The following is a 26,644-nucleotide window of genomic DNA, read 5'->3' as shown; positions in this document are numbered from 1 at the left end:
CAAATACATCCAAAGCAAGGTTTGAAGAAGAGGGGGCAATGAACCCGGGATTTGACGTAGCGAAGGACAGGAGAGATTGATTCGTCTTTAACGCTTCGTCATGTAAGTGGCCTGATGTTGTTTATGAAGACACATCTAAGTTTTTAGTAGCTTAACTGAAGGAAGAAGGGTTCAGATGAATGTCTAAAATGAGGTTAAGTAGACTTGAAGAAAGGCATACATGGTGTCCCCTGCAGGAATCGAACCTGCAACTAGCCCTTAGGAGGGGCTCGTTATATCCATTTAACTAAGGAGACGCCAGCGCAGTATACCGCAGTTAGGCGGCAGGATTCACTACACCGCCGCGCGTTTGCTCATTCTGTCAGCAATTTAGCGTTCTTCTTGTTGTTGCTGACGTTTTTTCTCCGCTTTACGTCGTTCCGCTTTCGCCTTTGCCTGGGCAGCTTCGCCCATATCATTGCGAATCTGCGCATGGCTGATCAGGGCGAAAATCAACGTACCGCCCGTCAGATTGCCCAACAGCGTCGGGATAGCAAAGGGCCAGAGAAACTCGGTCCAGGGAATGCTGCCGTTAAATACCAGGTAAAGTACTTCGACGGAACCCACCACGATATGCGCCAGATCGCCCAGCGCGACCAGCCAGGTCATCATCACAATGACAAACAGCTTGGCGGCACCGGCATAGGGGAACATCCAGACCATGGTGGCAATGATCCAACCTGAAATCACCGCATTCGCAAACATCTCCCCCGGCGTATGTTCCATTACCTTCATGCTGATGTCGGTAAAGGCCTGTCGGGTGGCTTCATCAAAAATCGGCATTTCAGTAAACGCCAGGGCCGCGAACGCTGTCCCGATAAGATTACCCAGCAGCACAATGCCCCACAGGCGAAGCAATAAGCCAAGATTGCTCATGGTGGGTTTGTGCATAAAGGGCAGGACGGCGGTCACGGTGTTTTCAGTGAAAAGTTGCTGCCGTGCCATAATCACAATCACAAAGCCAAAGGTGTAGCCAAGATTTTCCAGTAAAAACGCGCCGGGCACGCCATCCAGATGCACCTGAAAAATGCCCTTAGCCATCAGCGAGGCGCCCATCGACAGCCCGGCAGCGATAGCTGACCACAGCAGCGCCATGCCGTCACGTTCCAGCTCTTTTTCCCCGTCCTGACGAATCTCCTCATGGATAGCGGCGGCGCGAGAGGGCAGGGCGTCTTCATCCACTTCAATATCCTCTTTGCCCTGTTCTTTCTCTTCGCTGTCTACGTCGTTAGGTCCCTGACTGGTGCTTGATGAAGGCTTCATGTTTTCTCCTGGTAACAGTGCAAATGCGTTATAAGCGTAGTCGTTTTTTGGCTCGCGAAATTGTTTCTACAACAGCTAACAAAAGTTACAACATTTTGCTGTGGTGCGCTTTTTGTCCGCTTAACGTCGTGAAAAGCACGAATATCTAACCTCAGTGGGAAAGGGGCTGCGCACGGTCTTCGGCACACTGCAACATTGTGCTATCATTTGCGCCTTATTTGGCTGGCGCGATTTACCCCTCCATGTTGGAAATCATGAATCTGCTTTGTGTGCGTGATGAACGTGCGCTCTTTGAGGCGCTCACGTTTCGCGTGTCGGCAGGTGATATCGTACAAATTGAAGGGCCAAACGGGGCCGGTAAAACGTCGCTGCTACGGATTCTGGCCGGGTTGAGCACGCCTGAACACGGCGAGGTGCGTTGGCAGTCGCAGCAAATTCATCAGCAACGCGATGTCTGGCATCAGGCCATGCTTTATCTTGGGCATCTGCCGGGGATCACCTCGGCGTTGTCGGCGCTGGAAAATCTACGCTTTTATCATCCGAACTGCCGCGATGAGCATATTTTTACTGCACTGGCCAGCGTCGGACTGGCGGGCTATGAAGACGTGCCAGCCGCGCAGCTCTCTGCAGGGCAACAGCGGCGAATCGCGCTGGCCCGGCTGTGGCTGACCCAGGCAACCCTGTGGATTCTGGATGAACCTTTAACCGCTCTTGATCCTGTCGGCGTCGAGACCTTAATGGCGCGCTTTGCGGAACACGCGCAACAGGGCGGTTCTGTTATTGTGACGAGTCATCAGGCGCTGCCGGGGCTGAACGGCCAGATAAAAACCGTTCGCCTGCATGCCATGGAGTGGCAGTAATGTTATGTCGTCTTATTCAACGTGAATTACGCATCGCCTGTCGTCGCGGTGCGGAGGTGGTTAATCCACTGTGGTTTTTCCTGATCGTGATTACGCTTTTCCCCTTGGGTATCGGTCCCGATCCTCAGCAACTGGCCCGGATCGCGCCTGGTATTGTCTGGGTTGCCGCGTTGCTCTCCTCGCTGCTGGCGCTGGAAAGGCTGTTTCGCGATGACTTCAATGACGGCACGCTGGAGCAACTTTTATTGTCTCCCACGCCGCTGCCGGTCATGGTGCTGGGCAAAGTGATTGCCCACTGGCTGGTCACCGGCTTGCCGTTAATCCTGCTTTCGCCGCTGGCGGCTCTGTTGCTGTCCCTAGATATCCCGAGCTGGCGAGCGGTGGCACTGACGCTGCTGCTGGGAACACCGACGCTGAGTTTTCTTGGCGCAATTGGGGTGGGGCTGACTGTGGGATTACGTCGTGGTGGCGTGCTGCTCAGCCTGTTGGTCCTGCCGTTGGCGATTCCTGTCTTGATTTTTGCCAGTGCGGCCATTGATGCCGCAGGACAGGGCGTCGCCATTGGCGGTTATCTGGCGTTGCTGGGGGCAATGCTGGTCGCGAGTGCAACGCTGGCACCTTTTGCCACCGCCGCGGCGTTGCGGATTACGCTGCACTAAATCAGCACGCCTCAGACGTGTTATTAGCGTTTATTTTAATGTGAGCAATTGAACATGTGGAAAGGATTACATCAGCTGGCTAAGCCCGAACGGCTCTATCAGTTGTGCGGTCGCCTGCTGCCGTGGTTTGCTCTGGCCAGTGCGGCGGTACTGCTGCTGGCCTGGGTATGGGGATTTGGCTATGCACCGGCAGACTACCAGCAGGGTAACAGCTTTCGCATTATGTATATCCACGTTCCGGCGGCCATGTGGTCGATGGGGATATACAGCGCGATGGCCGTTGCGGCGTTCACGGGGCTGGTCTGGCAGATGAAAATGGCCGATTTAGTGTCAGCGGCGATGGCGCCAATCGGTGCCGTGTTTACCTTTATCGCGCTGGTCACCGGTTCTGCCTGGGGCAAGCCGATGTGGGGAACCTGGTGGATATGGGATGCCAGACTGACGTCAGAACTGGTGCTGCTGTTTTTATATCTGGGCGTGATTGCGCTGTATCAGGCCTTCGACGATCGTCGCATGGCCGGGCGGGCCGCAGGCGTGCTCATTTTGGTCGGGGTGATCAATCTGCCCATCATTCATTTCTCTGTGCAGTGGTGGAATACCTTACATCAGGGATCGTCCGGGTTGCTGCAACAGGCGATCGCGCCGCCGATGCGCACGCCGCTGCGCTGGGCCATCCTGGGTGACCTGCTGTTGTTTATCACCTTAACGCTGATGCGCTTACGTAACCTGATTCTGCTTACGGAACGTAAACGTCCCTGGGCAATTGCCCTGGCGAAGACAAGGAGCAAAGTATGACGCCCGCTTTTGCCTCATGGCATGACTTCGTTGCCATGGGCGGCTACGCCTTTTATGTGTGGCTGGCGGTGGCAGGCACGCTGGTGCCGCTTTTCGCCCTGATCTTGCATAGTAGGTGGTCACACCGACGTTTGCTGGCGGACATTCGCCAGCGTGATGCACGGGAGCGCCGCCTGCGAACGGCCAACGTTCAACGTACCGCCAACCCTACGGCAGGAGAAGAGAAGTGAATACCCGCCGTCGTAATCGCCTGTATGTCGTGGTGGCGATACTTACCGGACTTGGGCTGGCGACCGCACTGGTGATGTATGCGCTGCGGTCCAATATCGATCTGTTTTATACGCCGGGTGAAATCCTGGAGGGAAAAGGCGATGCGCACATCAAGCCTGAGCCCGGACAGCGCCTGCGCGTGGGCGGCGTCGTGATGCCTGGCAGCGTAACGCGGGATCCCCACACGCTGGCGGTTTCCTTCCAGCTTTATGATGGTCGCGGTGTGGTCAACGTGAGCTTTGTCGGCATTTTACCGGATCTGTTCCGCGAAGGTCAGGGCGTTGTCGCGCAGGGCGTACTTGAGCCCGGCAACCTGATCAAAGCCAACGAAGTGCTGGCAAAACATGATGAAAACTACACGCCTCCCGAAATCAGCACCGCGATGAAACCCGCACCCTCTGCGCAACAGGCCGCGAATAACCCGGCAGGACGTACACCATGATGCCAGAACTGGGCAGTTTCTTACTCTGTCTTGGATTAGCGTTGGCGCTGCTGCTCAGCGTCTATCCGCTGTGGGGCGCCTGGCGCCAGGATGCCCGCCTGATGGGCATGGCGCGTCCGCTTGCCGTTGGCCTGTTTGCCTGCGTCGCGGGGGCTTTTATGCTGCTGGTCTGGGCGTTTATCGTTAACGATTTTACCGTGAGCTATGTCGTCAACAACTCAAACTCACTGCTGCCGGTTTACTACCGCATTGCGGCCACCTGGGGCGCGCATGAAGGATCGTTGCTGCTGTGGGTGCTGCTGCTGAGTGGCTGGACGCTGGCCGTGGCAATCTTCAGCCGCGGTATGCCGCAGGACGCGCTGGCCCGGGTGTTGTCAGTGATGGGGATGATCAATCTGGGCTTTTTGCTGTTTATCATCCTCACCTCCAATCCCTTCAGCCGAACGCTGCCCGATTTTCCCGTAGACGGTCGCGATCTTAATCCAATGTTGCAGGATATCGGCCTGATCTTTCATCCGCCACTGCTGTATATGGGCTATGTCGGCTTCTCCGTGGCTTTTGCTTTTGCCATCGCCTCATTAATGGCGGGACGGCTGGATACCGCCTGGGCGCGCTGGTCGCGTCCCTGGACTACCGCCGCCTGGTTATTCCTGACCATTGGCATTGTGCTGGGTTCCGCTTGGGCTTATTACGAACTGGGCTGGGGCGGCTGGTGGTTCTGGGACCCGGTGGAAAACGCCTCCTTTATGCCGTGGCTGGCGGGCACCGCCTTAATGCACTCGCTGGCGGTCACGGAAAAACGCGGCACCTTCAAGGCCTGGACGGTGCTTCTGGCTATTACCGCGTTCTCCCTGAGCCTGCTCGGCACCTTCCTGGTCCGTTCCGGCGTGCTGGTCTCGGTACATGCTTTCGCCTCCGATCCGGCGCGCGGCATGTTTATTCTCGCATTTTTGGTCATCGTGATTGGCAGCTCGCTGCTGCTGTATGCCATTAAAGGCGGCCAGGTGCGCAGTCGGGTGCAAAATGAGCTCTGGTCGCGAGAATCTTTTCTGCTGGGGAATAACGTTCTGCTAATCGCGGCCATGCTGGTGGTCCTGCTCGGCACGCTGTTACCGCTGGTGCATAAACAGTTAGGGCTGGGCAGCATTTCCGTTGGCGAACCCTTCTTTAATACCATGTTCAGTTGGCTGATGGCTCCGCTGGCGTTAATGCTCGGTATTGGGCCGTTAGTGCGCTGGCGACGCGATGAGCCACAAAAGCTGGTTCGTCGTCTGCTGATAGCGCTGCTCGTGACGCTGCTGGCCTCCGTGCTGCTGCCCTGGTGGTTGCAGGATCGTGTTGAAGCCATGACGGTGGTGGGATTACTGATGGCGGTATGGATCATCCTGTTGACCCTGATGGAGCTGCATGAGCGCGCCACTCATCGTCATCGTTTTTTTACCGGATTACGTCACCTTTCGCGCAGTCACTGGGGCATGGTGCTTGGACATCTCGGCGTGGGCGTCACCGTTATTGGCATTGCGTTCAGTACCCAATACAGCGTTGAGCGCGACGTGCGCATGAAAGCGGGCGACAGCGTCGATATCCATCACTACCATTTTGTTTTTCGTGATGTTCAGGACTTACAAGGCCCTAATTACAGCGGCGGCGTGGCGGTAATTGACGTTTCCCACAAGGGCAAGCCGGAAGACGTGTTGTATGCGGAGAAACGCTTTTACTCTGCCGCGCGCACCATGATGACCGAGGCGGCGATCGACGGCGGCTTTACCCGCGATCTTTACGCCGCGCTGGGTGAAGAGCTCAGTGACGGTAGCTGGGCGGTGCGTATCTACTACAAACCCTTCGTCCGCTGGATCTGGTTTGGCGGCTTGTTTATGGCCGTCGGAGGGCTGTTCTGTTTGCTCGACCCGCGCTATCGCTCGCGCAGGAAAGCCGATCGCGAGGTGCGGACATGAAAAAAATTCTGTTTATTCCGCTGGGATTATTTTTACTGCTGGCTGCCGCGCTGCTGTGGCAGCTGTCACGTAATGCGGAAGGGGACGATCCTTCACGGCTGGAATCGGCCTTAATCGGTAAGCCCTTGCCCGTGTTCAGGCTGGAGGCGCTGGATAAGCCAGGCAAAACCTATGATCAGCAAACGTTGATCACCGGTAAACCACTGTTGCTGAACGTCTGGGCAACCTGGTGTCCGACCTGCCGCGCCGAGCATCGCTATCTTAATGAGCTGGCAGAGCAGGGCGTTCGGGTTGTAGGGTTGAACTACAAAGACGATCGCCAGAAGGCAGTAACCTGGCTGAACACGCTGGGTAATCCTTATGCGCTCAGCCTGTATGACGGTAACGGGATGTTGGGCCTCGATCTCGGCGTCTATGGCGCACCTGAAACCTTTTTGATTGATGGCAAAGGCATTATTCGCTATCGCCATGCTGGCGATCTGAACCCGCGCGTCTGGCAACAGGAAGTCAAACCCTTGTGGGATAAATACACGAAGGAGAGCGGCGCATGAGATCCCTGATGATGATGCTCTGTGGGCTGCTGTTTAGTGCCAGCCTGTGGGCCGCGATTGATACCTATGCGTTTGACTCCGTGGCGCAGGAGGAGCAGTACCGTGAAATCACGGCCTCGCTGCGTTGTCCCAAATGCCAGAACAACAGCATCGCCGACTCTAATGCGATGATTGCGTCAGATATGCGGTTGAAAGTTTATCAACTGATGAAGCAGGGCCAGAGCCGTCAGCAAATCATCGACTATATGGTGGCGCGTTATGGCAATTTCGTCAGTTACCAGCCGCCTGTCACGCCCTCAACACTGATCCTGTGGGCCGGCCCGGCGCTGTTTGTGATTGTGGGCGGTGCCGTGATCGTGTGGCGTAGTCGTCAGCGTAAAACCCGAAGCGAGCTTGATGACCAGGAACAACAGCGTCTGGCGGCGATTCTGAAGTCGGACAGGAAACGATAATGGCTGTCTTTTTACTCACGATTTTTCTGCTGCTGCTGGCGGCCAGCGTACTGTTTTTAGCCGCAGGCTGGCGTCAACGTGAAACCCACGCGGCGGCGCGCGACAACCTTAATACGCATTTTTATCGGCAGCGGCTGGCTGAGATAACCCTGGACGAAGAGCAGGGCGTGATTGCCGATCGCGCCGTGATGGAGCAGGAGTTACAGCAAACCCTGCTTAGCGATATTCCGCCCGCTTCGGATGCCCACTCGCACCGCAGCCGTCGCTGGGTGCTGTTACCCGGCCTGATCGTTTTAGTTATCGTGTCACTGGCAAGCTATCTTAAAACCGGTGGCTTAACACAGTTAAGTGGCTGGCTCCAGGTGCAGGAAGCGTATCCGGCGCTGCGCGCCCAGCTCATGGATCCCCATGCCCGGCCACTTACCCAAGAGCAGCTCTCTCGCCTGCAGCTCGGTTTGCGCAGCCAGCTGCAAACCGAACCTGATAACCTCAGCGGCTGGGCGATGCTGGGCCGCCTCGGTATGGTACTCAACAATGCCACGGGTGCGCGTCAGGCTTTCGAGCATGCGTTGCAGCTGGCACCGAATAATTTTGCCCTGCAGCAGGATTATGCCGAGGTGCTGACGCGATCGGGCGATCCTCAGGATAACCGCCTGGCCGGGCTGCTGCTCACGGATCTGCTTAAACAGCATCCGCAGGATATCCGCACCCTAAGTCTGCTGGCCTATAATGCGTTTGAACAACAGCAGTATTCGCAGGCGATAGACAGCTGGCAAACCCTGTTGCAGGTGTTACCGGCCGACGATCCTCGTCGTGAGGGCATTGCGCGCAGCATTGAGCAAGCCAAAACCGATGCAGGGCAGCAAAGCAGTCAACTAACGGTCGAGGTGACGCTTTCTCCCCAGGCAGAAAAAATGTTACCGCCGGGCGGAGTCATGTATATTTCGGTGACTGACGGCGTCTCGCCGGTGCCGGTGGCGGTGAAACGCGTCTCGCCCGGACATTTTCCCGTGTCGCTGACGCTGGATGACAGCAATGCCATGTTACAGGACCGACGCCTTTCAACGCAGAAACAGATTCAGGTTCGCGTCAGGATTGCACGAAATGGCCGTGCAAATCCTGAGCCGGGTGACTGGTTTGGCGTCAGCGCGGTAGTCCCTTGGGATGGCCATCAGCACATTGACGTCGCGATTGATAAACAGCAGCCTTAACCGGCTGGCGTCTGGCAATGTCTGAATCTGCCAACCGCACGGGAGATATCAGCTATGCTTGCTGGACTGCGCTGATCTACCCGCTGAAACTCAGCAGGGTATAAATAACTTATATGCACAGGGAGAAAAAAATGGATCACCGCCTGACCAGCCTGGCTTTGACCAGTGTGCTTCTGGTTGGTTGTGCCAGTTCAAAGCCTGCTGACGATGCGCCTGCAGGGCGTAGCGATCCGCTTGAAGGTTTTAACCGCACAATGTTTAACTTCAACTATAACGTGCTGGACCCTTACGTGCTGCGCCCTGTGGCAGTGGCCTGGCGCGACTATGTTCCCGTGCCTGCGCGCGCGGGCCTCAGCAACTTCCTGGGCAACCTCAGCGAACCTGCCAGTATGGTAAATGCGATTCTGGTCGGCGAGCCGCGCAATGCAGGTATCCACTTTACACGTTTCTTCCTGAATACGGTGCTGGGGCTGGGCGGTTTCATTGATGTCGCCGGTAAAGCCAATCCGGAACTGGCGCGCCAGGGACCGCAGCGTTTTGGTACCACGCTGGGTCACTATGGCGTGGGCTATGGGCCTTATGTGCAGTTACCGGCCTATGGCAGCTTCACGATACGTCAGGACGGCGGCGATTATGTCGATACGCTTTATCCTGTGCTTGGCTGGTTGACCTGGCCCATGTCCATCGGTAAATGGACGCTGGAAGGCATCGAATCGCGCGCACAGTTGCTGGACTCGGATGCTATCCTGAAACAGCAACGCGATCCTTACGCCTTTATCCGTAGCGCCTACTTCCAGCGCTACGACTTCCTGGCGCGCGGCGGCAAGCTGAAGCCAGAAGAAAATCCGAATGCGGCGGCGATCCAGGACGATCTGAAAGACATTGATTCGCAGTAAATCATGACCCGTCAGAAGCCGCCTGTCGCAAGGGCGGCCTGATAAGCGGCCGGGGTGATGACGTGAAGCTGTTACAGGGTTGTCACCAGGCTGCATGACGTGTGACGTTCCCATGAGCAATAAAAAAGCGACACTCAGTGTCGCTTTTTTTATGCATTTCGCGCATCAGAACTTGTAGTTGAAGCTTGCGCCATACAGCCAGGCTTTACCACTAGAGTTAAAGGTATAGGTGCCTTCCTGCACGGTCACTTTCTGACCGTGCATGTAAGACACGCCGACGTCTACCGATGCATCGTCGTTAAACGCATAAGAGGCACCGGCGCTCAGCCACAAGCGGTCCTGATCCGGGATAGAGATAGAACGCTTGTCAGCCGGAACCGGGCTGTCATCAAAGGCGATACCGCTGCGGAAGGTCCAGTTTTTGTCGTACTGGTAGGTGGTACCCAGTGCGATGCGGTAGGCATCGTGGAAACCTTCATCTTTATAGAACAGCGTCTGGCCGTTTGAGCCCGTTGCTTTCAGCTCCTGAAACTGACTCCAGCTGGTGTAGGCCAGGCTATAGTGCACGGCCCACTGTGGTGCCACTTTATGCCAGCCTGAAACTTCCCACATTTCCGGCAGGTTTAAGGTTAACGCGCCGGGAACTGTAGAGCCGTTTGTACCTGTCGGGAGATTAGTAACTTCTGGGTTATTACGAGGATTGAATGGCAGGCTACTTTTATAGTCTCCATCAAAGTCAATTTTCACTTCGGAGCGGTAGGTAAAACCAAAACGGTTATTGTCATCGACTTCGTAGAGTACGCCAGCGTTCCAGCCGTAGCCCCATTTGTCCCCCTTAAGATAGGCAACTTGCGTATCTGCGGGTATACCGAGCCGTGCGCCCGCTTCACCAGCATAGCGCTCAATTTTAGCTTTGGCATATACAGCATCAAAACCTACCCCGAAGCTGAAATGCTCATTCAAACGATAAGTCGTGCTGAGGTTCAGGTTACCCGTCATCAGGTCAGTTTTGCCGCCCAGCCCGCCCGCGGTATAACCGTTGTTAAACTCTGTCGCCAGGCCGTAGTTAGACGTCGCTGACGCGCCTACCCACCACTTGTCATTGATCGGCTGGACGTAATGCAGGTTAGGGATCCATTGGTTCGGTGCGATGTTTTTCGCGTCCAGGCTGCGGCCCGTCGGGCTTTGGCCACTGATATCCACTTCAGGATCGATGTAAACCGCACCGATTGAAAATTCAGGGCGATCCATGAGTGCCATGGTTGCCGGGTTACGACTGGCTGAGGCCGCCGTATCACCCATTGCGCCTTCGCCAGAATAAGCGCGACCTAAACCAATGGAAGAAAATTCATTTAACTGAAATCCGGCTGCATATACGTTAGAGGAAATAAGCGCTACTGCAGCTGCCACGGCTGACTTTGCGAACAGGTTTTTATGGTTCATGACCACAACCTCATGTGAATTATTATTTAACGTTGTGACGTCGCGTAACAAGGAACGGCGGATTGTATGGACTGATGTCAAATGCACATATCAGACCAGTGCGGAGAGTATAGGTCCGACCTGTACACATGTTGCAATATTGTTTTTAAAATATTTCCAATTTGATAGGTGAAAATTCGATCTGCTTAACACTTCTCGGGAATAAATGGGCAGAGCGGCAGGAGCAAAACTGATCCACATCAAATTTTATTGTGATATTCGTCACTTAGCGCGGTGTGTGTAGCGGGTTGATAAGCCAGAGCGTAAAATTTTCAGCAGAAAACTCACCCACCTTATGATGTGATGTCAGGAGAAAATCATGACAAATGCTTTAAAAAAATGTAGCGCGACGGAAACGGCTGCCTGCTGTTGCGTTGATGTTGGTACGGTGATGGATAATTCAGACTGTACGGCCAGCTGGTCAGCATGGTGTAAAGATCGCGCAGATGCCGAAACGAAACTGGCGCAGCTGACGGATAGGGCGCGCCAGGTCGAGTCAGAACCCTGCGTTATCGATTCCAGCATGGTGGAAGAGGCCGGTGGCGTGCAGCTTAATATCGACTTTACCTTTAGCTGTCAGGCCGAAACTCTGATTTTCCAACTGGGTTTACGTTAAACATTTCGGCGCCGCTGCTCTGCGGCGTTTTTCATTTTCGTGTTTCTCATCTCACTTTTCTCCTCCTGATGTTGGCGGCGCACCCGCTTGTGGTTAACACTGTGGATCAGGTCAGACCTCTTTCGGCAATGATGCCTCGGTCACGATGTACAGGTGGATACAATGAGCAAAGCGCAGTCACTGCTGACGCGTAATGGCGAGCGCATCGCCATCACCCACGGATTACGTACGCCTTTTCTTCGCCAGGCCACGGGTTTTCACGGCATCCCTGCGGTTGAACTGGGTCGCATGGTGATCAGCGAAATCATGGCCCGAAGTGAACTCCCGGTTGAGGTGATTGAGCAACTGGTCTTCGGTCAGGTGGTGCAAATGCCGGAAGCGCCAAACATTGCACGTGAGATCGTCTTAAGCAGTGGCCTGAGCGTCAATACCGATGCTTATAGCGTCAGCCGCGCCTGCGCCACCAGCTTTCAGGCGGTGGCAAACGTCACCGAAAGCTTACTGGCAGGTACGATTTCTGCCGGCATCGCAGGCGGGGCGGACTCCTCCTCTGTGCTGCCCATTGGGGTCAGTAAAACGCTGGCGCGCGCGCTGGTGGATATGAATAAAGCGCGTGGCTTTTCACAGAAGCTGCACATTCTCCGGCGGCTGCGCCCTAAAGATCTGTTACCGGTTCCGCCTGCCGTTGCGGAGTACTCCACGGGATTACGTATGGGGGATACCGCAGAGCAGATGGCCAAAACGCATGGCATCAGCCGGGAAGAGCAGGATGCATTGGCCCTGCGCTCGCATCAGCGCGCGGCCCAGGCCTGGCAGTCAGGCGTACTGAGTCAGGAGGTGATGGCCGCCTTTGTGCCGCCGTGGAAAGCGCCCATCGAGCAAGATAATAATGTGCGTATGGATGCAAAAGCCGCCGATTATGCCCGGCTGCGTCCGGCATTTGACCGTCAGCACGGTACCGTTACTGCGGCAAACAGTACGCCGCTTACCGATGGGGCTGCTGCGGTCATTTTAATGCGTGAAGGCCGGGCAAAAGAGCTTGGAATACAGCCGCTGGGCTATTTACGCAGCTATGCGTTTACCGCTATCGACGTCTGGCAGGACATGCTGTTAGGGCCGGCCTACGCCTCGCCGCTGGCGCTGGATCGTGCCGGGATAGCCTTAAAGGATTTGACGCTGATTGATATGCACGAAGCCTTTGCCGCTCAGACGTTAAGCAACCTGAAAATGTTTCGTGATGAACGTTTTGCCCGGGACGTGTTAAACCGCGCCCATGCGCTGGGCGAAGTTGACGAGGCACGTTTTAATGTCTCGGGCGGATCGATCGCCTTTGGGCATCCGTTTGCCGCAACCGGCGCACGCATGATTACCCAGACGTTAAATGAATTACGCCGCCGGGGCGGCGGGCTGGGTTTAGTCACAGCCTGCGCCGCCGGGGGTTTAGGGGCAGCAATGGTTCTGGAGGCCGAATAATGGAACAGAGCGCGTTCACATTACAGATGCGGGACGATCATGTAGGCGTGATCACCATTGATGTACCCAATGAAAAGATGAATACGCTTAAAGCGGCATTCGCGGCACAGATTGCGGCAATCATTGCGGAAGCACGCAAGCATCCGCAACTGCTGGGGCTGGTGCTGATTTCAGGCAAACCTGACAACTTTGTTGCAGGGGCCGATATCAGCATGATCGATCGCTGCCAGAGCGCCCACGAGGCAGAAGCGCTGGCCAGACAAGGGCAGGACGTGATGGCGGCGATTGCGGCATTGCCATTTCCTGTGGTGGCGGCAATCCATGGTGCTTGTCTGGGCGGCGGGCTTGAGCTGGCGCTGGCCTGCAACGCGCGCATCTGTTCGCTGGACGATAAAACCCGTATTGGCCTGCCTGAAGTGCAGTTGGGGCTGCTGCCGGGGTCGGGCGGCACGCAGCGCCTGCCTCGCTTAATCGGCGTACAGAAAGCCTTACCGCTTATCCTTACCGGTAAGAACCTGCGGGCCAGGCAGGCGAAAAAGCTGGGCATTGTTGATGATGCCGTGCCGCAGGCCATCCTGCTTGACGCCGCCGTTGAACTGGTGAAGAAAGGGAAATACCGCAGAGCGCCGCTGCCCCTGCGCGATCGTCTGCTGCAGGGCCCGATGGCTCGTCAGGCGCTGTTCGCACTGGCCAGACGCGAAACCGATCGTAAAACCCAGGGTAACTACCCAGCGGCACGACGCATTATCGAGGTGGTTCGCATCGGCCTGGAGCAGAGCAGTCAGGCCGGTTACGCCGCGGAAGCGCGGGCGTTTGGCGAACTGGCGATGACGCCAGAGTCGGCCGCGCTGCGCAGCCTGTTTTTTGCTTCCACCGCCATCAAGAAAGAGAACGGCACCCAGGCTGAACCACGACCACTCCAACGGGTCGGTGTGTTGGGCGGCGGGCTGATGGGCGGCGGGATCGCCAGCGTCAGCGCCGTTAATGCGGGGCTACCGGTGCGCATCAAGGATATCAGCCTTAAAGGCATCAACCATGCCCTGCAAACCAGTTGGGATCTGCTGAGTAAAAAAGTGAAACGCCGGCAAATCAGTCCGGCACAGCGTCAGCAGCAGATTGCGCGCATCAGCGGCAGCACCGACTATCAGGGATTCACCCAGCGCGATATCGTGATTGAGGCGGTCTTTGAGGACCTGGATCTGAAAAGACAGATGGTGGCGGACGTTGAGGCGAACTGTCAGCCTCAGACGATCTTTGCTTCCAATACCTCATCGATTCCCATTGCCGAGATTGCGGCGACGGCACGGCGCCCAGAGAACATCATCGGCCTGCACTATTTTAGCCCGGTGGAAAAAATGCCGCTGGTCGAGGTGATCCCGCATGCCACGACCTCGCCTGAAACGCTTGCCAGTACGGTAATGCTGGCACGGAAACAGGGTAAAACGCCGATAGTGGTGGCCGATAAACCTGGTTTTTACGTCAACCGTATCCTCACACCTTACATCAACGAGGCCATGCGCTGCGTGGTGGAGGGGGAACCGATCGATCACATTGATCGGGCGCTGGTGAAGGCAGGATTCCCGGTGGGGCCGGTTCAGCTACTGGATGAAGTTGGCATTGATGTCGGCAGTAAGATTTCACCGGGCCTGCAGCAGGCTTATGGCGAGCGGTTTGCCGCGCCTTCCGCGCTGGATGCCGTGATCAAAGACGGTCGCAAAGGACGCAAAAACGGTAGGGGATTCTACCTGTACGGATCGTCGCGTCTGGCGCGTAAGAAGGTCGATCCGGCGGTGTACGGCTTAGTGAAGACCCGGCCGGTGGCAAAGCAAAGCGGCGCGCAGATTGCCGAACGGTGCATGATGATGATGTTAAACGAAGCGGTGCGTTGCCTGGATGAGCAGGTTATCCGCTCGCCGCGGGACGGCGATATCGGTGCGGTGTTTGGCATTGGTTTCCCCCCCTTTTTGGGCGGGCCGTTCCATTACATCGACAGGCTGGGCGCGGCAGAAATCGTCAACAGATTAACGCGGCTTCAGCAACAGTATGGGGACCGTTTTGCGCCCTGTGACGCGTTGCTGCGCGCAGCTGAGCAGCAGACAAAGTTTTACACTTCTTCATAAATTCGAATACCCACTCCGATTCAGGGGGTTAGAAACGCGCCGCACAAGCGTGAGGCGCTGCACGAATCTGACAGGTGCTTATTTAATAAACAACCGGTTGACTATACTGAAGTCATTAGGGTACAACACGACGTTCATTCGCAGAATGAAGCGCCTGATGCGGATGCATCAGGCGATGTCGACAAACAACAGCGGTGCTTTATGCAAGTTTTTATCATGCGTCACGGCGATGCGGCTCTTGAGGCTGCCAGTGATTCAGTCAGGCCTTTAACGCTTTGTGGATGTGACGAATCACGTCAAATGGCGAACTGGTTAAAAGGTCAGTCTGTTGACATTGAACGTGTACTGGTCAGCCCCTATCTCCGTGCGCAGCAGACGCTTGCCACATTTCGTGAGGCGTTCCCTTTGCCAGAAGGGGAGGATATTTTGCCGGAACTGACGCCCGGCGGCGATCCCGGTCTGGTCGGATGCTATTTGCAGGCACTGGCGAATGAAGGGGTTAAATCGGCGCTGGTTATCTCCCACTTGCCACTGGTGGGCTATCTGGTGTCGGAGCTTTGCCCCCAGGAAACCCCACCGATGTTTGCCACCTCGGCCATTGCCTGCATTGACTTCGATCCGGCTGAAAGTCAGGGCAAACTGTTATGGCAGGTCAGCCCCAAAAAACTCGCGAAAGCGATGTAATAATGTCGGGCCATTTACTGGCCCGAACATGAAAACGACCCCCGAACGTCATTCCCGTCTGCTTCTTTCCCTGCAGGTCAGGCAATCACAAAACGTGATACTGAGCCCGCCAGCGTTTGCGCCTGGTCATGGAGCGCGCTTGCCGCCGCAGAGGACTGTTCCACCAGGGCCGCGTTTTGCTGCGTCACGTTATCCATTTCAACGATAGCCACGCCGACCTGCGCAATGCCGCGGTTCTGCTCTTCAGACGCGTGAGAAATTTCGTTTAACAGATCTGTTACGTTACTCACCGAGTTGACGATTTCCCCCATGGTATTGCCCGTCTGGCTAACCAGTTGTGAACCCGCATTGATGCGCGCTACGGAATCGTGAATCAATGCTTCAATCTCCTTCGCTGCCTGCGCGCTGCGCTGAGCCAGATTGCGCACTTCGCTTGCTACCACGGCAAAGCCACGACCTTGTTCACCGGCCCGTGCGGCTTCTACGGCGGCATTCAGGGCCAGAATGTTGGTCTGGAAGGCGATGCTGTTGATGACAGAGGTGATTTCTGAGATTTTACCGGAGCTGGTGGTGATCTCATTCATGGTCGTCACCACATCCGTAACTAGCTGTCCGCCGCGACTGGCTGTGTCGAAGGTTTGCTGCGCCAGACGGCTCGAATGATGGATGTTGTCTGCGTTCTGCTTAACCGTCGCCGTAAGTTGCTCCATGCTCGCGGCTGTCTGCGCAAGGGCCGCAGCCTGACTTTCCGTGCGGGCTGACAGGTCATTATTGCCCGAGGCAATTTCGGCTGAAGCCTGACTGACGCTGGTTACGCCGCTGCGGATGCCGCTGATAATGCGACGCAGTTCATCGCTCATTTCAGCGACCGCATGCATTAATTCGCCCAGTTCATCCCGACGGGATGATTTCAGCTTAATGCTCAGGTTGCCACGCGCCATCTCATTAGCCACGTTCAGCAGCTCAGAGAGAGGACGCGTCAGTTGACGGGTAATAAACAAGGCAATAAGAATGCCTGCGACGACAGCGGCGATAATGATCACCGTCATCAGCCAGACAGCCTGGTTCGCATCGTGATTGGTCGCATCGAGTTGCTGCGTAAACAGTGCGTTGCTCATGTCGGTCAGGGTTTTGCCCGCCACAGCCAGTTGCGCGGTGGCCTCATCGCCCGAGGCCACTGATGCCATCAGCGCAGAGATTTCACCCTGTTTCGCCTCAAGCTGTGCACTGACTTTTTCAAGGGCGGCACCGTCTGCAGGATTGAGACGCGGTTTAACCTGCGCGATCAGCTGCACTGTTTCCGACAGGAAGCTGCTCAAGGCATTGCGGTCATCGTCTTTGTGCTCAAGGCCGAAGAGTTTCACGCGCACCGCCACGCCGCCCAGATGCTTATTAATTTCCTGTAACGCCGGGCCCGTCTGTGGGTCGCCGCTGTTGCTGGTGGCAAGCTGGCTGATTTCGCGCATCTCATCTGCTACGGACAGATTCTGCAGCGCCTGCGTACCGTTACGGACGGCCTGCACGGTTTCGGCCCGTTTCTGCCGGTAAGTGGCAATGGCGGACGGCATCGCCGTAATCATGGCCTGCTGACTGGCATCCCAGCGGAAAGCGCCCAGGTTTTTCAGATTCTGATCCACCTCTTTCAGCATGGTTTCGTTTATGTCGATGAATTTCTCATCATGCGTTTTAACGAACTGCAGTCGGGCATCTTTGGCCTGAGAAAACCGGTCATTAACGCTTTTCAGCTCCCTGAGCTTTTCGGCCCGGACGCTAATATCGTTGAGGTTTTTAATACCACATATCGCGACGGCCAGACTTAAAAGCAAAATCAGTCCAAACCCGAGCATGAGCTTTTTGCCCACGTTTAAATTCTCAAAAAAACGACTTAATGCGCTCATTCAAAATGTTCCCTTGGTTAATACGCCAAAATGTTGAAGCCTAATGTGCCTAAATGCCTAGACGTTATCGGCAAGGGAAAACTTGTATTGAATATAAATAGTTTCTTAAGCAAATAGTCTGCGTCAGCCTGAACAGAAAGCAGCAGAACGCCTGGCCAAACAGGGTCGGGATCGGGCGTTTAAGGGGAGCGACGTGTGAGTCCGTTTAACGGGCTCCCCCGTCAAAGGGGGAGGCAGCGGGGCAAGGTGCTTAAGCCGTTTTGCTGCCTGAATGTCAGGGCAGCTCTGGCGGTTGCCACTCTTCTACTTCAATCAGCACCAGCAAGGCAGCGTCGCCACCAAACATTTTAGGTGCCTGGTGAAAGGCCATTACCCAGGGATGTTGAGCCAGCCAAAGCGGCGTTTGCTGCTTTAGAATATGTTTACCATGTCCGGTCATCACGCTGGCGCAAAAAAGGTGTTCGCGACGACAGGCGGCAATTAGCGCGCCTAACTCCTGCTTGGCCTGCATCTGTGTTAACCCATGCAGATCGAGAAAAATCTCTGGCGTGTAATCGCCCCGACGCAGCTTTTTCAGCTCAAAATGGCTCACGTCCGCGCGCACATAGCGCGTCGCCCCTTCAGTGGAAAGCAGCGGCTGGAACTCATCGGAAAAGTAGTGGCTGTTATCCGCCTGTTCAGACAGCAGCCTTTTTATCGGCACTTCCCGGGTTTTAACCGCCGGTTTGTGTACGATAGTGTCTTGTTTTAACTGACGCGTTCCTGTCATCAACTGGCGAAACAGCGCTTGATCATCCTGGCTCAGGGGGTTTTTTTTACTCATGGGTGGTGAATCATGTCTGAGGTGGCTGATTAACAGCAGAAGCCGATACCTTACCGTTAACCGTCATTAATTGTCAGCTTTTTCACCTTGCTGCGCTGAATTCTCCTCGGCTTCGTGGCAAACTATCGGCCGAATTAGTAAAAGGCCTGCGGAGGGCTACGTGGACAAAATTTTCGTCGATGAGGCAGTGAACGAACTGCACACCATTCAGGATATGCTGCGCTGGTCAGTGAGCCGCTTTACGGCTGCCGGAATCTGGTACGGACACGGCACAGATAACCCCTGGGACGAAGCTGTCCAGCTGGTCCTGCCCACGCTGTGGTTGCCCCTGGATATCCCTGAAGACATGCGTAACGCGCGCCTTACGGCCAGCGAACGCCATCGCATTGTTGAGCGCGTCATTCGCCGCGTGAACGAGCGCATCCCGGTCGCCTATCTCACGAATAAAGCCTGGTTCTGCGGCCATGAGTTTTACGTTGATGAACGGGTTCTGGTTCCCCGTTCGCCCATTGGGGAACTGATTGAAAACCGCTTTGCCGGTCTGATCACGGACAAACCGCGACATATTCTGGACATGTGCACCGGCAGCGGCTGTATTGCGATTGCCTGCGCCTATGCCTTTCCGGACGCAGAAGTGGATGCAGTGGATATTTCCCACGATGCGCTGGCGGTCGCCGAGCAAAATATTGAAGAGCACGGCCTGATTCATCACGTCACGCCGATCCGCGCCGATCTGTTCCGCGAACTCCCGCCGGTGCAGTACGACCTGATCGTGACGAATCCGCCCTATGTCGATGCGGAAGATATGGACGATCTGCCGAGCGAGTATCAGCATGAACCCGAACTGGGGCTGGCGGCGGGCAGCGATGGCCTTAAACTGGTGCGCCGCATTCTTGCCTGCGCGCCGGGCTACCTGAGCGAGCAGGGCGTGCTGATTTGCGAAGTGGGCAACAGCATGGTGCACATGATGGAACAGTATCCCGATGTGCCCTTTACCTGGCTGGAGTTCGACAATGGCGGCGACGGCGTCTTTATGCTCACCCGCCAGCAGATCGTGGATGCACAGCACCATTTCTCATTTTATAAAGACTAAAAGGATGGGCGAACTTTCGCCCGTCAAACCGTAACAAGGAATCTCAATGGCCGGAAACAGCATCGGACAGTTCTTTCGCGTCACCACCTTTGGTGAATCTCACGGTATTGCCCTGGGCTGTATTGTTGATGGCGTGCCGCCGGGCATCCCGTTAACCGAAGCCGATATTCAGCACGATCTCGACCGTCGTCGTCCAGGCACGTCGCGCTATACCACCCAGCGCCGTGAGCCGGATCAGGTGAAAATTTTGTCTGGCGTGTTTGACGGTGTGACCACCGGTACCTCGATCGGCCTGCTGATTGAGAACACCGATCAGCGCTCGCAGGATTACGGTGCCATTAAAGATCTGTTCCGTCCTGGCCATGCGGATTACACCTATGAGCAGAAGTACGGTACGCGTGACTACCGTGGTGGCGGCCGTTCATCAGCACGCGAAACCGCGATGCGCGTGGCTGCTGGGGCGATTGCCAAAAAATATCTGCAGATGAAGCACGATATTGTGGTTCGCGGCTATCTGGCGCAGATCGGCGACGTGGCCTGTGAACTGAAAGACTGGAGCATTGTTGAAGAGAACCCTTTCTTTTGCCCGGATGCGGACAAGCTGGACGCGCTGGACGAGCTGATGCGCGGCCTGAAGAAGGAAGGCGATTCGATTGGGGCCAAGGTCACGGTCATGGCGGAAAACGTACCACCAGGCCTGGGCGAGCCGGTTTTTGATCGCCTGGATGCCGACCTGGCGCATGCGCTCATGAGCATTAATGCGGTGAAAGGGGTAGAAATCGGCGACGGTTTTGCCGTGGTTAATCAGCGTGGCAGTCAGCATCGCGATGAAATTCGCGCCAGTGGTTTCCAGAGCAACCATGCGGGCGGTATTCTGGGCGGCATCAGCAGCGGTCAGACCATCAGCGCCAATCTGGCCATGAAGCCCACCTCCAGTATTACCGTGCCGGGGAAAACCATCACCCGCGACGGCGAGGAAGTGGAGATGATCACGAAAGGTCGCCACGATCCCTGCGTGGGCATCCGTGCCGTGCCGATTGCCGAAGCCATGATGGCCATCGTGCTGATGGATCATCTGCTGCGCCAGCGCGCGCAGTGTGGCGATGTGAACTCCACCGTGCCACGTTGGTAAGCCAATGAAAATTTTGCTGATGGTGAGCGCGCTGTTGTTGAGCGCGGCCAGCCTGGCGGCGACGCCGTGGCAGCGCATCCAGCACCCGATTGCGGGTCAACCGACGGCTATTGGTGGCTTTGCCAATGGCTGTATTGTGGGTGCGCAGGCTTTACCGCTTAATTCGCCTGATTATCAGGTGATGCGTCAGGATCAGCGCCGCTATTTCGGGCATCCCGATCTGATCCTGTTTATCCAGCGCCTGGCCACCCAGGCCCATAGCCTCCAGCTAGGAAACGTGTTGATTGGCGATATGGGCATGGCGGCGGGCGGGCGCTTCAGCAGTGGACATGCCAGCCATCAAACCGGGCTGGACGTGGACATCTGGCTGCAACTGCCTAAAACCCGCTGGAGCGCGCAGCAGCTGCTTAAGCCCCAGCCGCTGGACCTCGTCACCGCCGACGACAAGAACGTGGTAGCGCGCCACTGGCAGCCTGAGATTGACAGCCTGATTAAGCTGGCGGCGAAAGATGAAGATGTCACGCGTATTTTCGTCAATCCGGCGATTAAAAAGCAGCTGTGTGCCGATGCAGGCACAGACCGGGCCTGGCTGCGTAAGGTGCGTCCTTGGTTTGCGCATCGCGCCCACATGCACGTCCGTTTACGCTGTCCGCAGGGCAGCCCCGACTGTGAAGAGCAGGCACCGCCGCCTGCCGGTGACGGCTGCGGCGCAGAACTGCAAAGCTGGTTTTTGCCCAGGCAGCCTGGCTCTGCACCGGTGAAACGTGAACCGCCGCCGCTGCCTGCGGCCTGTCAGGCACTGCTGGATAAACATCTACTGTAAGGGTTCCCATGGAATGGTTCGTTGTCAGCCCGTTGTTGGTCGCGCTGCTGTTTTTCATTGCGCTGCTGGCAGGTTTTATTGACTCCATTGCGGGCGGCGGCGGACTGTTAACCGTTCCCGCGTTGCTGGCGGCCGGGCTGTCACCGGCTCAGGCGCTGGCAACCAACAAGCTGCAGTCGGTCGGCGGATCGTTCTCGGCCAGCCTCTATTTTGTCCGGCGCGGGGCGATTAAGCTGAGCGAGCAGCGGCTGAATATCGCCATGACCTTTTTGGGGGCGGTTGGCGGTGCCATTCTGATCCAGCACCTTCAGGCTGATTTTTTGCGTCAGGTGCTGCCGCTGTTGTTGATTGCTATTGGCATGTGGTTTCTGCTGATGCCGCGCATCGGTGAAGACGATCGCGTTCACCGCCTGCAGGGGCTGCCTTTTGCCCTGGTCGGCGGTGGCTGTATCGGCTTTTATGATGGCTTCTTTGGACCCGGTGCGGGCTCTTTCTACGCGCTGGGCTTCGTGACGCTATGCGGCTACAACCTGGCGAAAGCCACCGCCCACGCCAAACTGCTCAATTTCACCTCAAACTTGGGCAGCCTGCTGTTTTTTATGTTTGGTGGCAAAGTGGTCTGGGGCACGGGACTTATCATGATGCTGGGGGCTTTTTGCGGGGCTCGTTTGGGCGCCAGGCTGGTGCTGGCACGCGGACAAAGGCTGATTCGCCCGATGGTGGTCATCGTTTCGGCGGTGATGAGCATCAAGCTGCTCTGGGACAGCCACGGCAGCGAATTGATGGCCTGGCTGAGCACGCTGAATCTGTAATACTTTTACGTGATGACTTAATGACAACAACACATAATTACGCGCAGCTTATTACGCTGTTTGATGACTGCTTTAGCCACGATTTTCAGACCCGTCTAATTAAAGGCGATGACGAACCGATCTATCTTCCAGCGGATGATGAATCACCATGGAACCGGGTGGTTTTTGCTCATGGGTTTTATGCCAGCGCGCTGCATGAAATTTCACACTGGTGCATTGCTGGCGAAGCCCGGCGTAAGTTAGTGGATTTTGGCTACTGGTATTGTCCGGACGGACGCGACGCGCAAACGCAGAGCCAGTTTGAAGCGGTTGAGGTGAAGCCGCAGGCGCTGGAGTGGATGTTTTGTGTAGCCGCAGGCTTTCCCTTCAACGTCAGTTGTGACAATCTCGAAGGCGATTGTGAGCCAGATCGCATTGGCTTTCAGCGTAAAGTTCATGCCCAGGTCATGAGCTATCTGGCGTCGGGTATTCCTGAGCGCCCCGCACGCTTTATTTCAGCCCTGGCTGACTATTATGGCAGGCCTTCTCTGACCGCATCGCAGTTTCCCTGGCCGGACGATCTGTGATGCATAAGGGACTTAATAACAGAGGAATGATGAGATGATCGCAGAATTTGAGGCACGTATTCTGGCCCTGATTGACGATATGGTTGAGCACGCCAGTGACGATGAGCTATTTGCCAGCGGTTATCTGCGCGGCCACCTCACTCTGGCAGTCGCTGAAGTGGAACTGCTGGACGACCACACGCCGCAGGCGCTACAGATTCAGGTGACACGTAGCCTGCAAAATGCCATTGCTGCCGGGGAGTTATCGCCACGGGACCAGGCGCTGGTGATTGGCATGTGGGATAACCTGTTTTTACAGGCCCGTCAGACGGCTTGAGTAGTCAGGGCGGCAGACCGCCCTGTGCTATTTCCCCGCTTTTTTACCCTTCAGTAGTTTTCTTACCCAGTAACGATTGGGATGAAGCGCCGCGAGCGTGTTGAGGTCCAGCGGCTGGGGTTCACCGCTAAGCTGAGCCGCCAGCACTTCCGCCGCCAGGGGGGCGCTGCACAGCCCGCGTGAGCCAAGCGCACCAAACAGATAAAGGCCAGGGAAACAGGGTGCCATTTCGCTCTCGGCCTCGCGGGCGCGCTGCTGAGCAAGATCGGCATAAACGTCAAGCGTTGCCACGTAATCCGGCACGCTGCCGACCATGGGCAAATGATCGCGTGTGGCGCAGCGCACGCCATTGCGCGCCTCGCCCTCACTGACGTCCACGTCATTCACCCAGTCGCTGTGTGGCAGGCAGTGCTGCAGACGGCTGCGGTTTTGCTGCTGATCGTCTTCGCGATAGGCGGTAGAGGTGTCGCCACGATGATAGCTGGCCCCGATACAGTGCGTACCAAACTGCGGGCTGGCTGGCGTGAGGTAGCCGTCATAGCAAAGTACCGTTTTCAGTGCCGACAGGGCCGGTGAAGCCGGGATATGGCTGACCTGACCGGCGACCGGGTAAACCGGCAGGGCATCGGTCTGAGGCAGATCGGTCATGGCATGACCATTAGCCAGCACCACAGCCTGATGCTGGGTTGCGGGCTTTTCGTCAAAGGTTAACTGCCAGCCTTGCTGAACCTGCGTCAGTGCGGTGACGCGGTGCAGCCAGTGAATGCGTAATCCAAGCTGCTCGCAGTGGGACAGCAGGGCTGTGGTTAATTCGGCCGGGGCCAGCCAGCCGCCCAGTGGATAAAATATACCGCCGCAATCCAGCGCCACATTTGCCAACGCGGCTGCCTCGTCCTGGTTGACGCCAAAGGCGACCTCAGCCGGTAGGGCCATATCCAGCATCTGCGCAATCTTACTGGCACTTTTCTCGTCCCAGCCCAACTGCAATACGCCGCTCCAGTCATGTTCATAAGGCAGATCGAGTTGATCATACAGGCGACGGGCAAAACTGAATGCGGCAGGAAAGAAAGCCGCCAGGGCAGGATCGTGCTGGTTAAGGAGCGGATAGAGCGCGCCCTGACGATTACTGGACGCCCCCAGCGCGGGCGCCTCGTCAGCGCAGTAGAGCGTCACGCGAAAGCCCCGGCGAAGTAAGGCAAGGGCCAGCGTCGCGCTGGCAACGCCGCCGCCGACCAGGGCGATCTCCTTACCGGACAGGGCAGGGCGCGCATACCAAGGCTGGCGATGAGTCAGCGCAGGCGCGGCCTCAAGCGAACCGCACAGCATTTCCCGTTTCGGCCCAAAGCCTTTACGCCGGGTCACCGCAAAGCCCGCCTGTTGCAACCCGCGCCGCACAAAACCCGCTGCCGTAAAGGTCGCAAATGTGCCCCCTGGCCGGGCCAGTTTCGCCATCGACGCAAACAGTTCCGGGGTCCACATATCGGGATTTTTCGACGGCGCAAAGCCATCCAGAAACCAGGCATCCACCTGGCGATGCAGACTGTCATCAAAATTATCAATTAGCGCATTAATATCGCCTAACCACAGGTCCAGTGTGACGCGGCCCGAATCAAATAACACCCGCTGGCAGCCTGGCAGTGCCAGCGGCCACTGGTGCTGGAGCTGTTCAGCCCAGGGGGCCAGTTCGGGCCAGTGCTGGTGGGCCGCCGTTAAATCGGCCTGCGTCAGGGGGAATTTTTCAAAACTGATGAAGTGCAGACGTTTTAGGGGCGCGTCAGGATAATGTTGCTGGAAGGAATCAAAGGCCTGCCAGAGCGTGAGAAAGTTCAGGCCTGTGCCAAACCCGCTTTCGGCAACAATGAGCAGATCGCGCGGGTGCTGATGAAAGCGTTGTGGGAAATCATTGCCACCCAGAAAGACATAACGTGTCTCTTCCAGACCGTTGTCATTGGAAAAATAGACGTCGTCAAACGCTCGGGAAACAGGTGTACCCTGTTCGTTCCAGCTCAGTCTGGCGTGTTCAACCTGGGGTGTTTTCACAGTAAAGGCTCATTTTTCAGGGAGTGTCAGGATCTTATCGGTCGGAGTGACATGACGCAAATTTACAAAAGGAAATGGCTGATCGGACTTGTTCGGCGTACAAGTGTAAGCTAGAGTGCTCGTCAAATAACAGAAGTGGTGAGGAAGATTGAATGAAACGTGCTGTGATTACTGGCTTAGGGATCGTTTCCAGTATTGGTAATAACCAGCAAGAGGTGCTGGCATCTCTGCGTGAGGGCCGCTCAGGCATCACTTTTTCCCAGGAGATGAAAGATTCCGGCATGCGTAGTCACGTCTGGGGTAACGTTAAACTCGATACTACCGGCCTCATCGATCGCAAAGTTGTGCGTTTTATGAGTGATGCGTCCATCTATGCTTACCTGTCTATGGAAGAAGCCATCAAAGATTCTGGCCTGAGCAACGAAGCTTACCAGAATAACCCTCGCGTAGGTCTGATTGCAGGATCTGGCGGTGGTTCCCCACGTTTTCAGGTTTTTGGTGCGGATGCCATGCGCAGCCCACGCGGTCTGAAAGCCGTAGGGCCTTATGTGGTGACTAAGGCAATGGCGTCAGGCGTTTCAGCCTGTCTGGCTACGCCGTTTAAAATCCACGGCGTGAACTATTCAATCAGCTCTGCCTGTGCGACCTCCGCGCACTGTATCGGTAACGCGGTTGAACAGATTCAACTGGGCAAACAGGATATCGTTTTTGCGGGCGGCGGCGAAGAGCTGTGCTGGGAAATGGCCTGTGAGTTTGATGCAATGGGCGCACTTTCTACGCGTTATAACGACACGCCAGAAAAAGCCTCACGGACCTATGACAACGAACGTGATGGCTTCGTCATTGCGGGCGGCGGCGGTATGGTCGTGGTTGAAGAACTGGAACATGCGCTGGCGCGTGGCGCGCACATCTACGCTGAAATCGTGGGCTATGGCGCAACGTCGGACGGGGCAGACATGGTTGCGCCATCCGGTGAAGGCGCAGTGCGCTGCATGAAGATGGCGATGCACGGTGTGGATACGCCAATCGACTACCTGAACAGCCACGGAACCTCTACGCCAGTCGGTGATGTGAAAGAGCTGGGTGCCATTCGCGAAGTGTTCGGCGACAACACGCCGTATATTTCTGCAACCAAAGCGATGACCGGCCACTCCTTAGGGGCGGCAGGCGTGCAGGAAGCTATCTACTCGCTGCTGATGCTGGAGCACGGTTTTATTGCCCCAAGCATCAATATCAGCTCGCTGGACGCGGCGGCAGAAGGGATGAATATTGTGACTCAGCCAACTGAAAAAGCGCTGACCACGGTAATGTCAAACAGCTTTGGCTTTGGTGGCACCAACGCCACGCTGACAATGCGTAAATACCAGGCTTAA

Annotated in this window: 26 protein-coding genes and 1 tRNA gene; 21 read left to right on the top strand and 6 right to left on the bottom strand. The window is 56.2% G+C overall.

Annotation, left to right across the window (positions count from 1 at the left end):
* Positions 1–221: 221 nt before the first annotated feature.
* Positions 222–296 (bottom strand) — tRNA-Arg (locus EL29_RS11690).
* Positions 297–369: 73 nt separating this feature from the next.
* On the bottom strand, positions 370–1,302 hold the full coding sequence (locus EL29_RS11685; protein ID WP_013026584.1) for a formate/nitrite transporter family protein: 933 nt from the start codon (positions 1,300–1,302) through the stop codon (positions 370–372).
* Positions 1,303–1,544: 242 nt separating this feature from the next.
* Between EL29_RS11685 and ccmA the strand changes: the two genes are divergently transcribed.
* From ccmA to mlaA, 10 genes are all read left to right on the top strand, one after another.
* On the top strand, positions 1,545–2,162 hold the full coding sequence (ccmA, locus tag EL29_RS11680) for a cytochrome c biogenesis heme-transporting ATPase CcmA (protein WP_015699812.1): 618 nt from the start codon (positions 1,545–1,547) through the stop codon (positions 2,160–2,162).
* Positions 2,162–2,821 carry a heme exporter protein CcmB gene (gene ccmB, locus EL29_RS11675; RefSeq protein ID WP_014594214.1) on the top strand — a complete coding sequence of 220 codons (660 nt, stop codon included), beginning with the start codon at positions 2,162–2,164 and terminating at the stop codon, positions 2,819–2,821. The genes ccmA and ccmB overlap by 1 nt, the downstream gene beginning before the upstream one ends.
* A gap of 54 nt (positions 2,822–2,875) precedes the next feature.
* Positions 2,876–3,616, top strand: a complete 741-nt coding sequence (locus EL29_RS11670; protein WP_014605341.1) for a heme ABC transporter permease — start codon at positions 2,876–2,878, stop codon at positions 3,614–3,616.
* Complete coding sequence (ccmD, locus tag EL29_RS11665; protein ID WP_028715426.1) at positions 3,613–3,846, top strand: heme exporter protein CcmD; 234 nt, start codon at positions 3,613–3,615, stop codon at positions 3,844–3,846. The genes EL29_RS11670 and ccmD overlap by 4 nt, the downstream gene beginning before the upstream one ends.
* Positions 3,843–4,328, top strand: a complete 486-nt coding sequence (gene ccmE, locus EL29_RS11660) for a cytochrome c maturation protein CcmE (RefSeq protein WP_028715425.1) — start codon at positions 3,843–3,845, stop codon at positions 4,326–4,328. The genes ccmD and ccmE overlap by 4 nt, the downstream gene beginning before the upstream one ends.
* Positions 4,325–6,283 (top strand): heme lyase CcmF/NrfE family subunit, encoded by a 1,959-nt coding sequence (locus tag EL29_RS11655; protein ID WP_028715424.1) that lies wholly within the window; start codon positions 4,325–4,327, stop codon positions 6,281–6,283. The genes ccmE and EL29_RS11655 overlap by 4 nt, the downstream gene beginning before the upstream one ends.
* Positions 6,280–6,834 carry a DsbE family thiol:disulfide interchange protein gene (locus EL29_RS11650; RefSeq protein ID WP_013026577.1) on the top strand — a complete coding sequence of 185 codons (555 nt, stop codon included), beginning with the start codon at positions 6,280–6,282 and terminating at the stop codon, positions 6,832–6,834. The genes EL29_RS11655 and EL29_RS11650 overlap by 4 nt, the downstream gene beginning before the upstream one ends.
* The gene (locus tag EL29_RS11645) at positions 6,831–7,286 is read left to right on the top strand and encodes a cytochrome c-type biogenesis protein (protein ID WP_028715423.1); all 456 of its coding nucleotides are present in this window, start codon (positions 6,831–6,833) and stop codon (positions 7,284–7,286) included. Before EL29_RS11650 ends, EL29_RS11645 begins: the two co-directional genes overlap by 4 nt.
* The gene (gene ccmI / locus EL29_RS11640) at positions 7,286–8,497 is read left to right on the top strand and encodes a c-type cytochrome biogenesis protein CcmI (RefSeq protein WP_028715422.1); all 1,212 of its coding nucleotides are present in this window, start codon (positions 7,286–7,288) and stop codon (positions 8,495–8,497) included. Before EL29_RS11645 ends, ccmI begins: the two co-directional genes overlap by 1 nt.
* Before the next feature lie 131 nt (positions 8,498–8,628).
* Positions 8,629–9,393, top strand: a complete 765-nt coding sequence (mlaA, locus tag EL29_RS11635) for a phospholipid-binding lipoprotein MlaA (RefSeq protein WP_014605347.1) — start codon at positions 8,629–8,631, stop codon at positions 9,391–9,393.
* A gap of 165 nt (positions 9,394–9,558) precedes the next feature.
* Here mlaA and fadL read toward each other — a convergent pair whose 3' ends face one another.
* Positions 9,559–10,836 carry a long-chain fatty acid transporter FadL gene (gene fadL, locus EL29_RS11630; RefSeq protein ID WP_014594206.1) on the bottom strand — a complete coding sequence of 426 codons (1,278 nt, stop codon included), beginning with the start codon at positions 10,834–10,836 and terminating at the stop codon, positions 9,559–9,561.
* A gap of 358 nt (positions 10,837–11,194) precedes the next feature.
* Between fadL and EL29_RS11625 the strand changes: the two genes are divergently transcribed.
* From EL29_RS11625 to sixA, 4 genes are all read left to right on the top strand, one after another.
* On the top strand, positions 11,195–11,491 hold the full coding sequence (locus tag EL29_RS11625) for a YfcZ/YiiS family protein (RefSeq protein ID WP_013026573.1): 297 nt from the start codon (positions 11,195–11,197) through the stop codon (positions 11,489–11,491).
* A 162-nt stretch (positions 11,492–11,653) separates the two neighbouring features.
* A complete protein-coding gene (gene fadI / locus EL29_RS11620; RefSeq protein WP_014605349.1) occupies positions 11,654–12,964 on the top strand; it encodes an acetyl-CoA C-acyltransferase FadI in 1,311 nt (436 codons plus the stop codon).
* Positions 12,964–15,084, top strand: coding sequence for a fatty acid oxidation complex subunit alpha FadJ (gene fadJ, locus EL29_RS11615; protein WP_028715420.1), 2,121 nt, complete (start codon positions 12,964–12,966; stop codon positions 15,082–15,084). Before fadI ends, fadJ begins: the two co-directional genes overlap by 1 nt.
* A 201-nt stretch (positions 15,085–15,285) precedes the next feature.
* A complete protein-coding gene (sixA, locus tag EL29_RS11610) occupies positions 15,286–15,768 on the top strand; it encodes a phosphohistidine phosphatase SixA (RefSeq protein WP_013026570.1) in 483 nt (160 codons plus the stop codon).
* A 77-nt stretch (positions 15,769–15,845) separates the two neighbouring features.
* On the opposite strand, the gene EL29_RS11605 is transcribed toward sixA, so the two are convergent.
* Together EL29_RS11605 and smrB are read right to left on the bottom strand one after the other, a co-directional pair.
* Complete coding sequence (locus EL29_RS11605; RefSeq protein WP_028715419.1) at positions 15,846–17,666, bottom strand: methyl-accepting chemotaxis protein; 1,821 nt, start codon at positions 17,664–17,666, stop codon at positions 15,846–15,848.
* Between the two features lie 274 nt (positions 17,667–17,940).
* The gene (smrB, locus tag EL29_RS11600) at positions 17,941–18,489 is read right to left on the bottom strand and encodes an endonuclease SmrB (RefSeq protein ID WP_013026568.1); all 549 of its coding nucleotides are present in this window, start codon (positions 18,487–18,489) and stop codon (positions 17,941–17,943) included.
* Between the two features lie 160 nt (positions 18,490–18,649).
* Here smrB and prmB point away from each other — a divergent pair, with 160 nt between their 5' ends.
* The 6 genes from prmB to EL29_RS11570 are packed head-to-tail and all read left to right on the top strand — an operon-like array spanning position 18,650 to position 23,231.
* A complete protein-coding gene (prmB, locus tag EL29_RS11595) occupies positions 18,650–19,582 on the top strand; it encodes a 50S ribosomal protein L3 N(5)-glutamine methyltransferase (RefSeq protein WP_014605352.1) in 933 nt (310 codons plus the stop codon).
* A 46-nt stretch (positions 19,583–19,628) separates the two neighbouring features.
* A complete protein-coding gene (aroC, locus tag EL29_RS11590) occupies positions 19,629–20,714 on the top strand; it encodes a chorismate synthase (RefSeq protein ID WP_028715418.1) in 1,086 nt (361 codons plus the stop codon).
* Positions 20,715–20,718: 4 nt separating this feature from the next.
* On the top strand, positions 20,719–21,537 hold the full coding sequence (gene mepA, locus EL29_RS11585) for a penicillin-insensitive murein endopeptidase (RefSeq protein ID WP_022623444.1): 819 nt from the start codon (positions 20,719–20,721) through the stop codon (positions 21,535–21,537).
* A gap of 8 nt (positions 21,538–21,545) precedes the next feature.
* Complete coding sequence (locus tag EL29_RS11580) at positions 21,546–22,349, top strand: sulfite exporter TauE/SafE family protein (RefSeq protein WP_014594199.1); 804 nt, start codon at positions 21,546–21,548, stop codon at positions 22,347–22,349.
* Between the two features lie 20 nt (positions 22,350–22,369).
* Positions 22,370–22,915 carry an elongation factor P hydroxylase gene (locus EL29_RS11575; protein WP_019106020.1) on the top strand — a complete coding sequence of 182 codons (546 nt, stop codon included), beginning with the start codon at positions 22,370–22,372 and terminating at the stop codon, positions 22,913–22,915.
* Positions 22,916–22,949: 34 nt separating this feature from the next.
* Positions 22,950–23,231, top strand: coding sequence for a YfcL family protein (locus EL29_RS11570; protein WP_013026562.1), 282 nt, complete (start codon positions 22,950–22,952; stop codon positions 23,229–23,231).
* 27 nt (positions 23,232–23,258) lie between these two features.
* Here EL29_RS11570 and mnmC read toward each other — a convergent pair whose 3' ends face one another.
* Entirely contained in the window at positions 23,259–25,271 is a 2,013-nt protein-coding gene (gene mnmC / locus EL29_RS11565) for a bifunctional tRNA (5-methylaminomethyl-2-thiouridine)(34)-methyltransferase MnmC2/FAD-dependent 5-carboxymethylaminomethyl-2-thiouridine(34) oxidoreductase MnmC1 (protein ID WP_028715417.1), read from the bottom strand.
* A 152-nt stretch (positions 25,272–25,423) separates the two neighbouring features.
* Here mnmC and fabB point away from each other — a divergent pair, with 152 nt between their 5' ends.
* A complete protein-coding gene (fabB, locus tag EL29_RS11560; RefSeq protein ID WP_013026560.1) occupies positions 25,424–26,644 on the top strand; it encodes a beta-ketoacyl-ACP synthase I in 1,221 nt (406 codons plus the stop codon).

Origin of the sequence: Pantoea ananatis LMG 2665, from assembly GCF_000710035.2 — a bacterium.
In the GTDB taxonomy this organism is placed as follows: domain Bacteria; phylum Pseudomonadota; class Gammaproteobacteria; order Enterobacterales; family Enterobacteriaceae; genus Pantoea; species Pantoea ananatis.
Note: the sequence above shows the minus strand (reverse complement) of the source record. Positions and strands in the feature narration are given on the sequence as shown.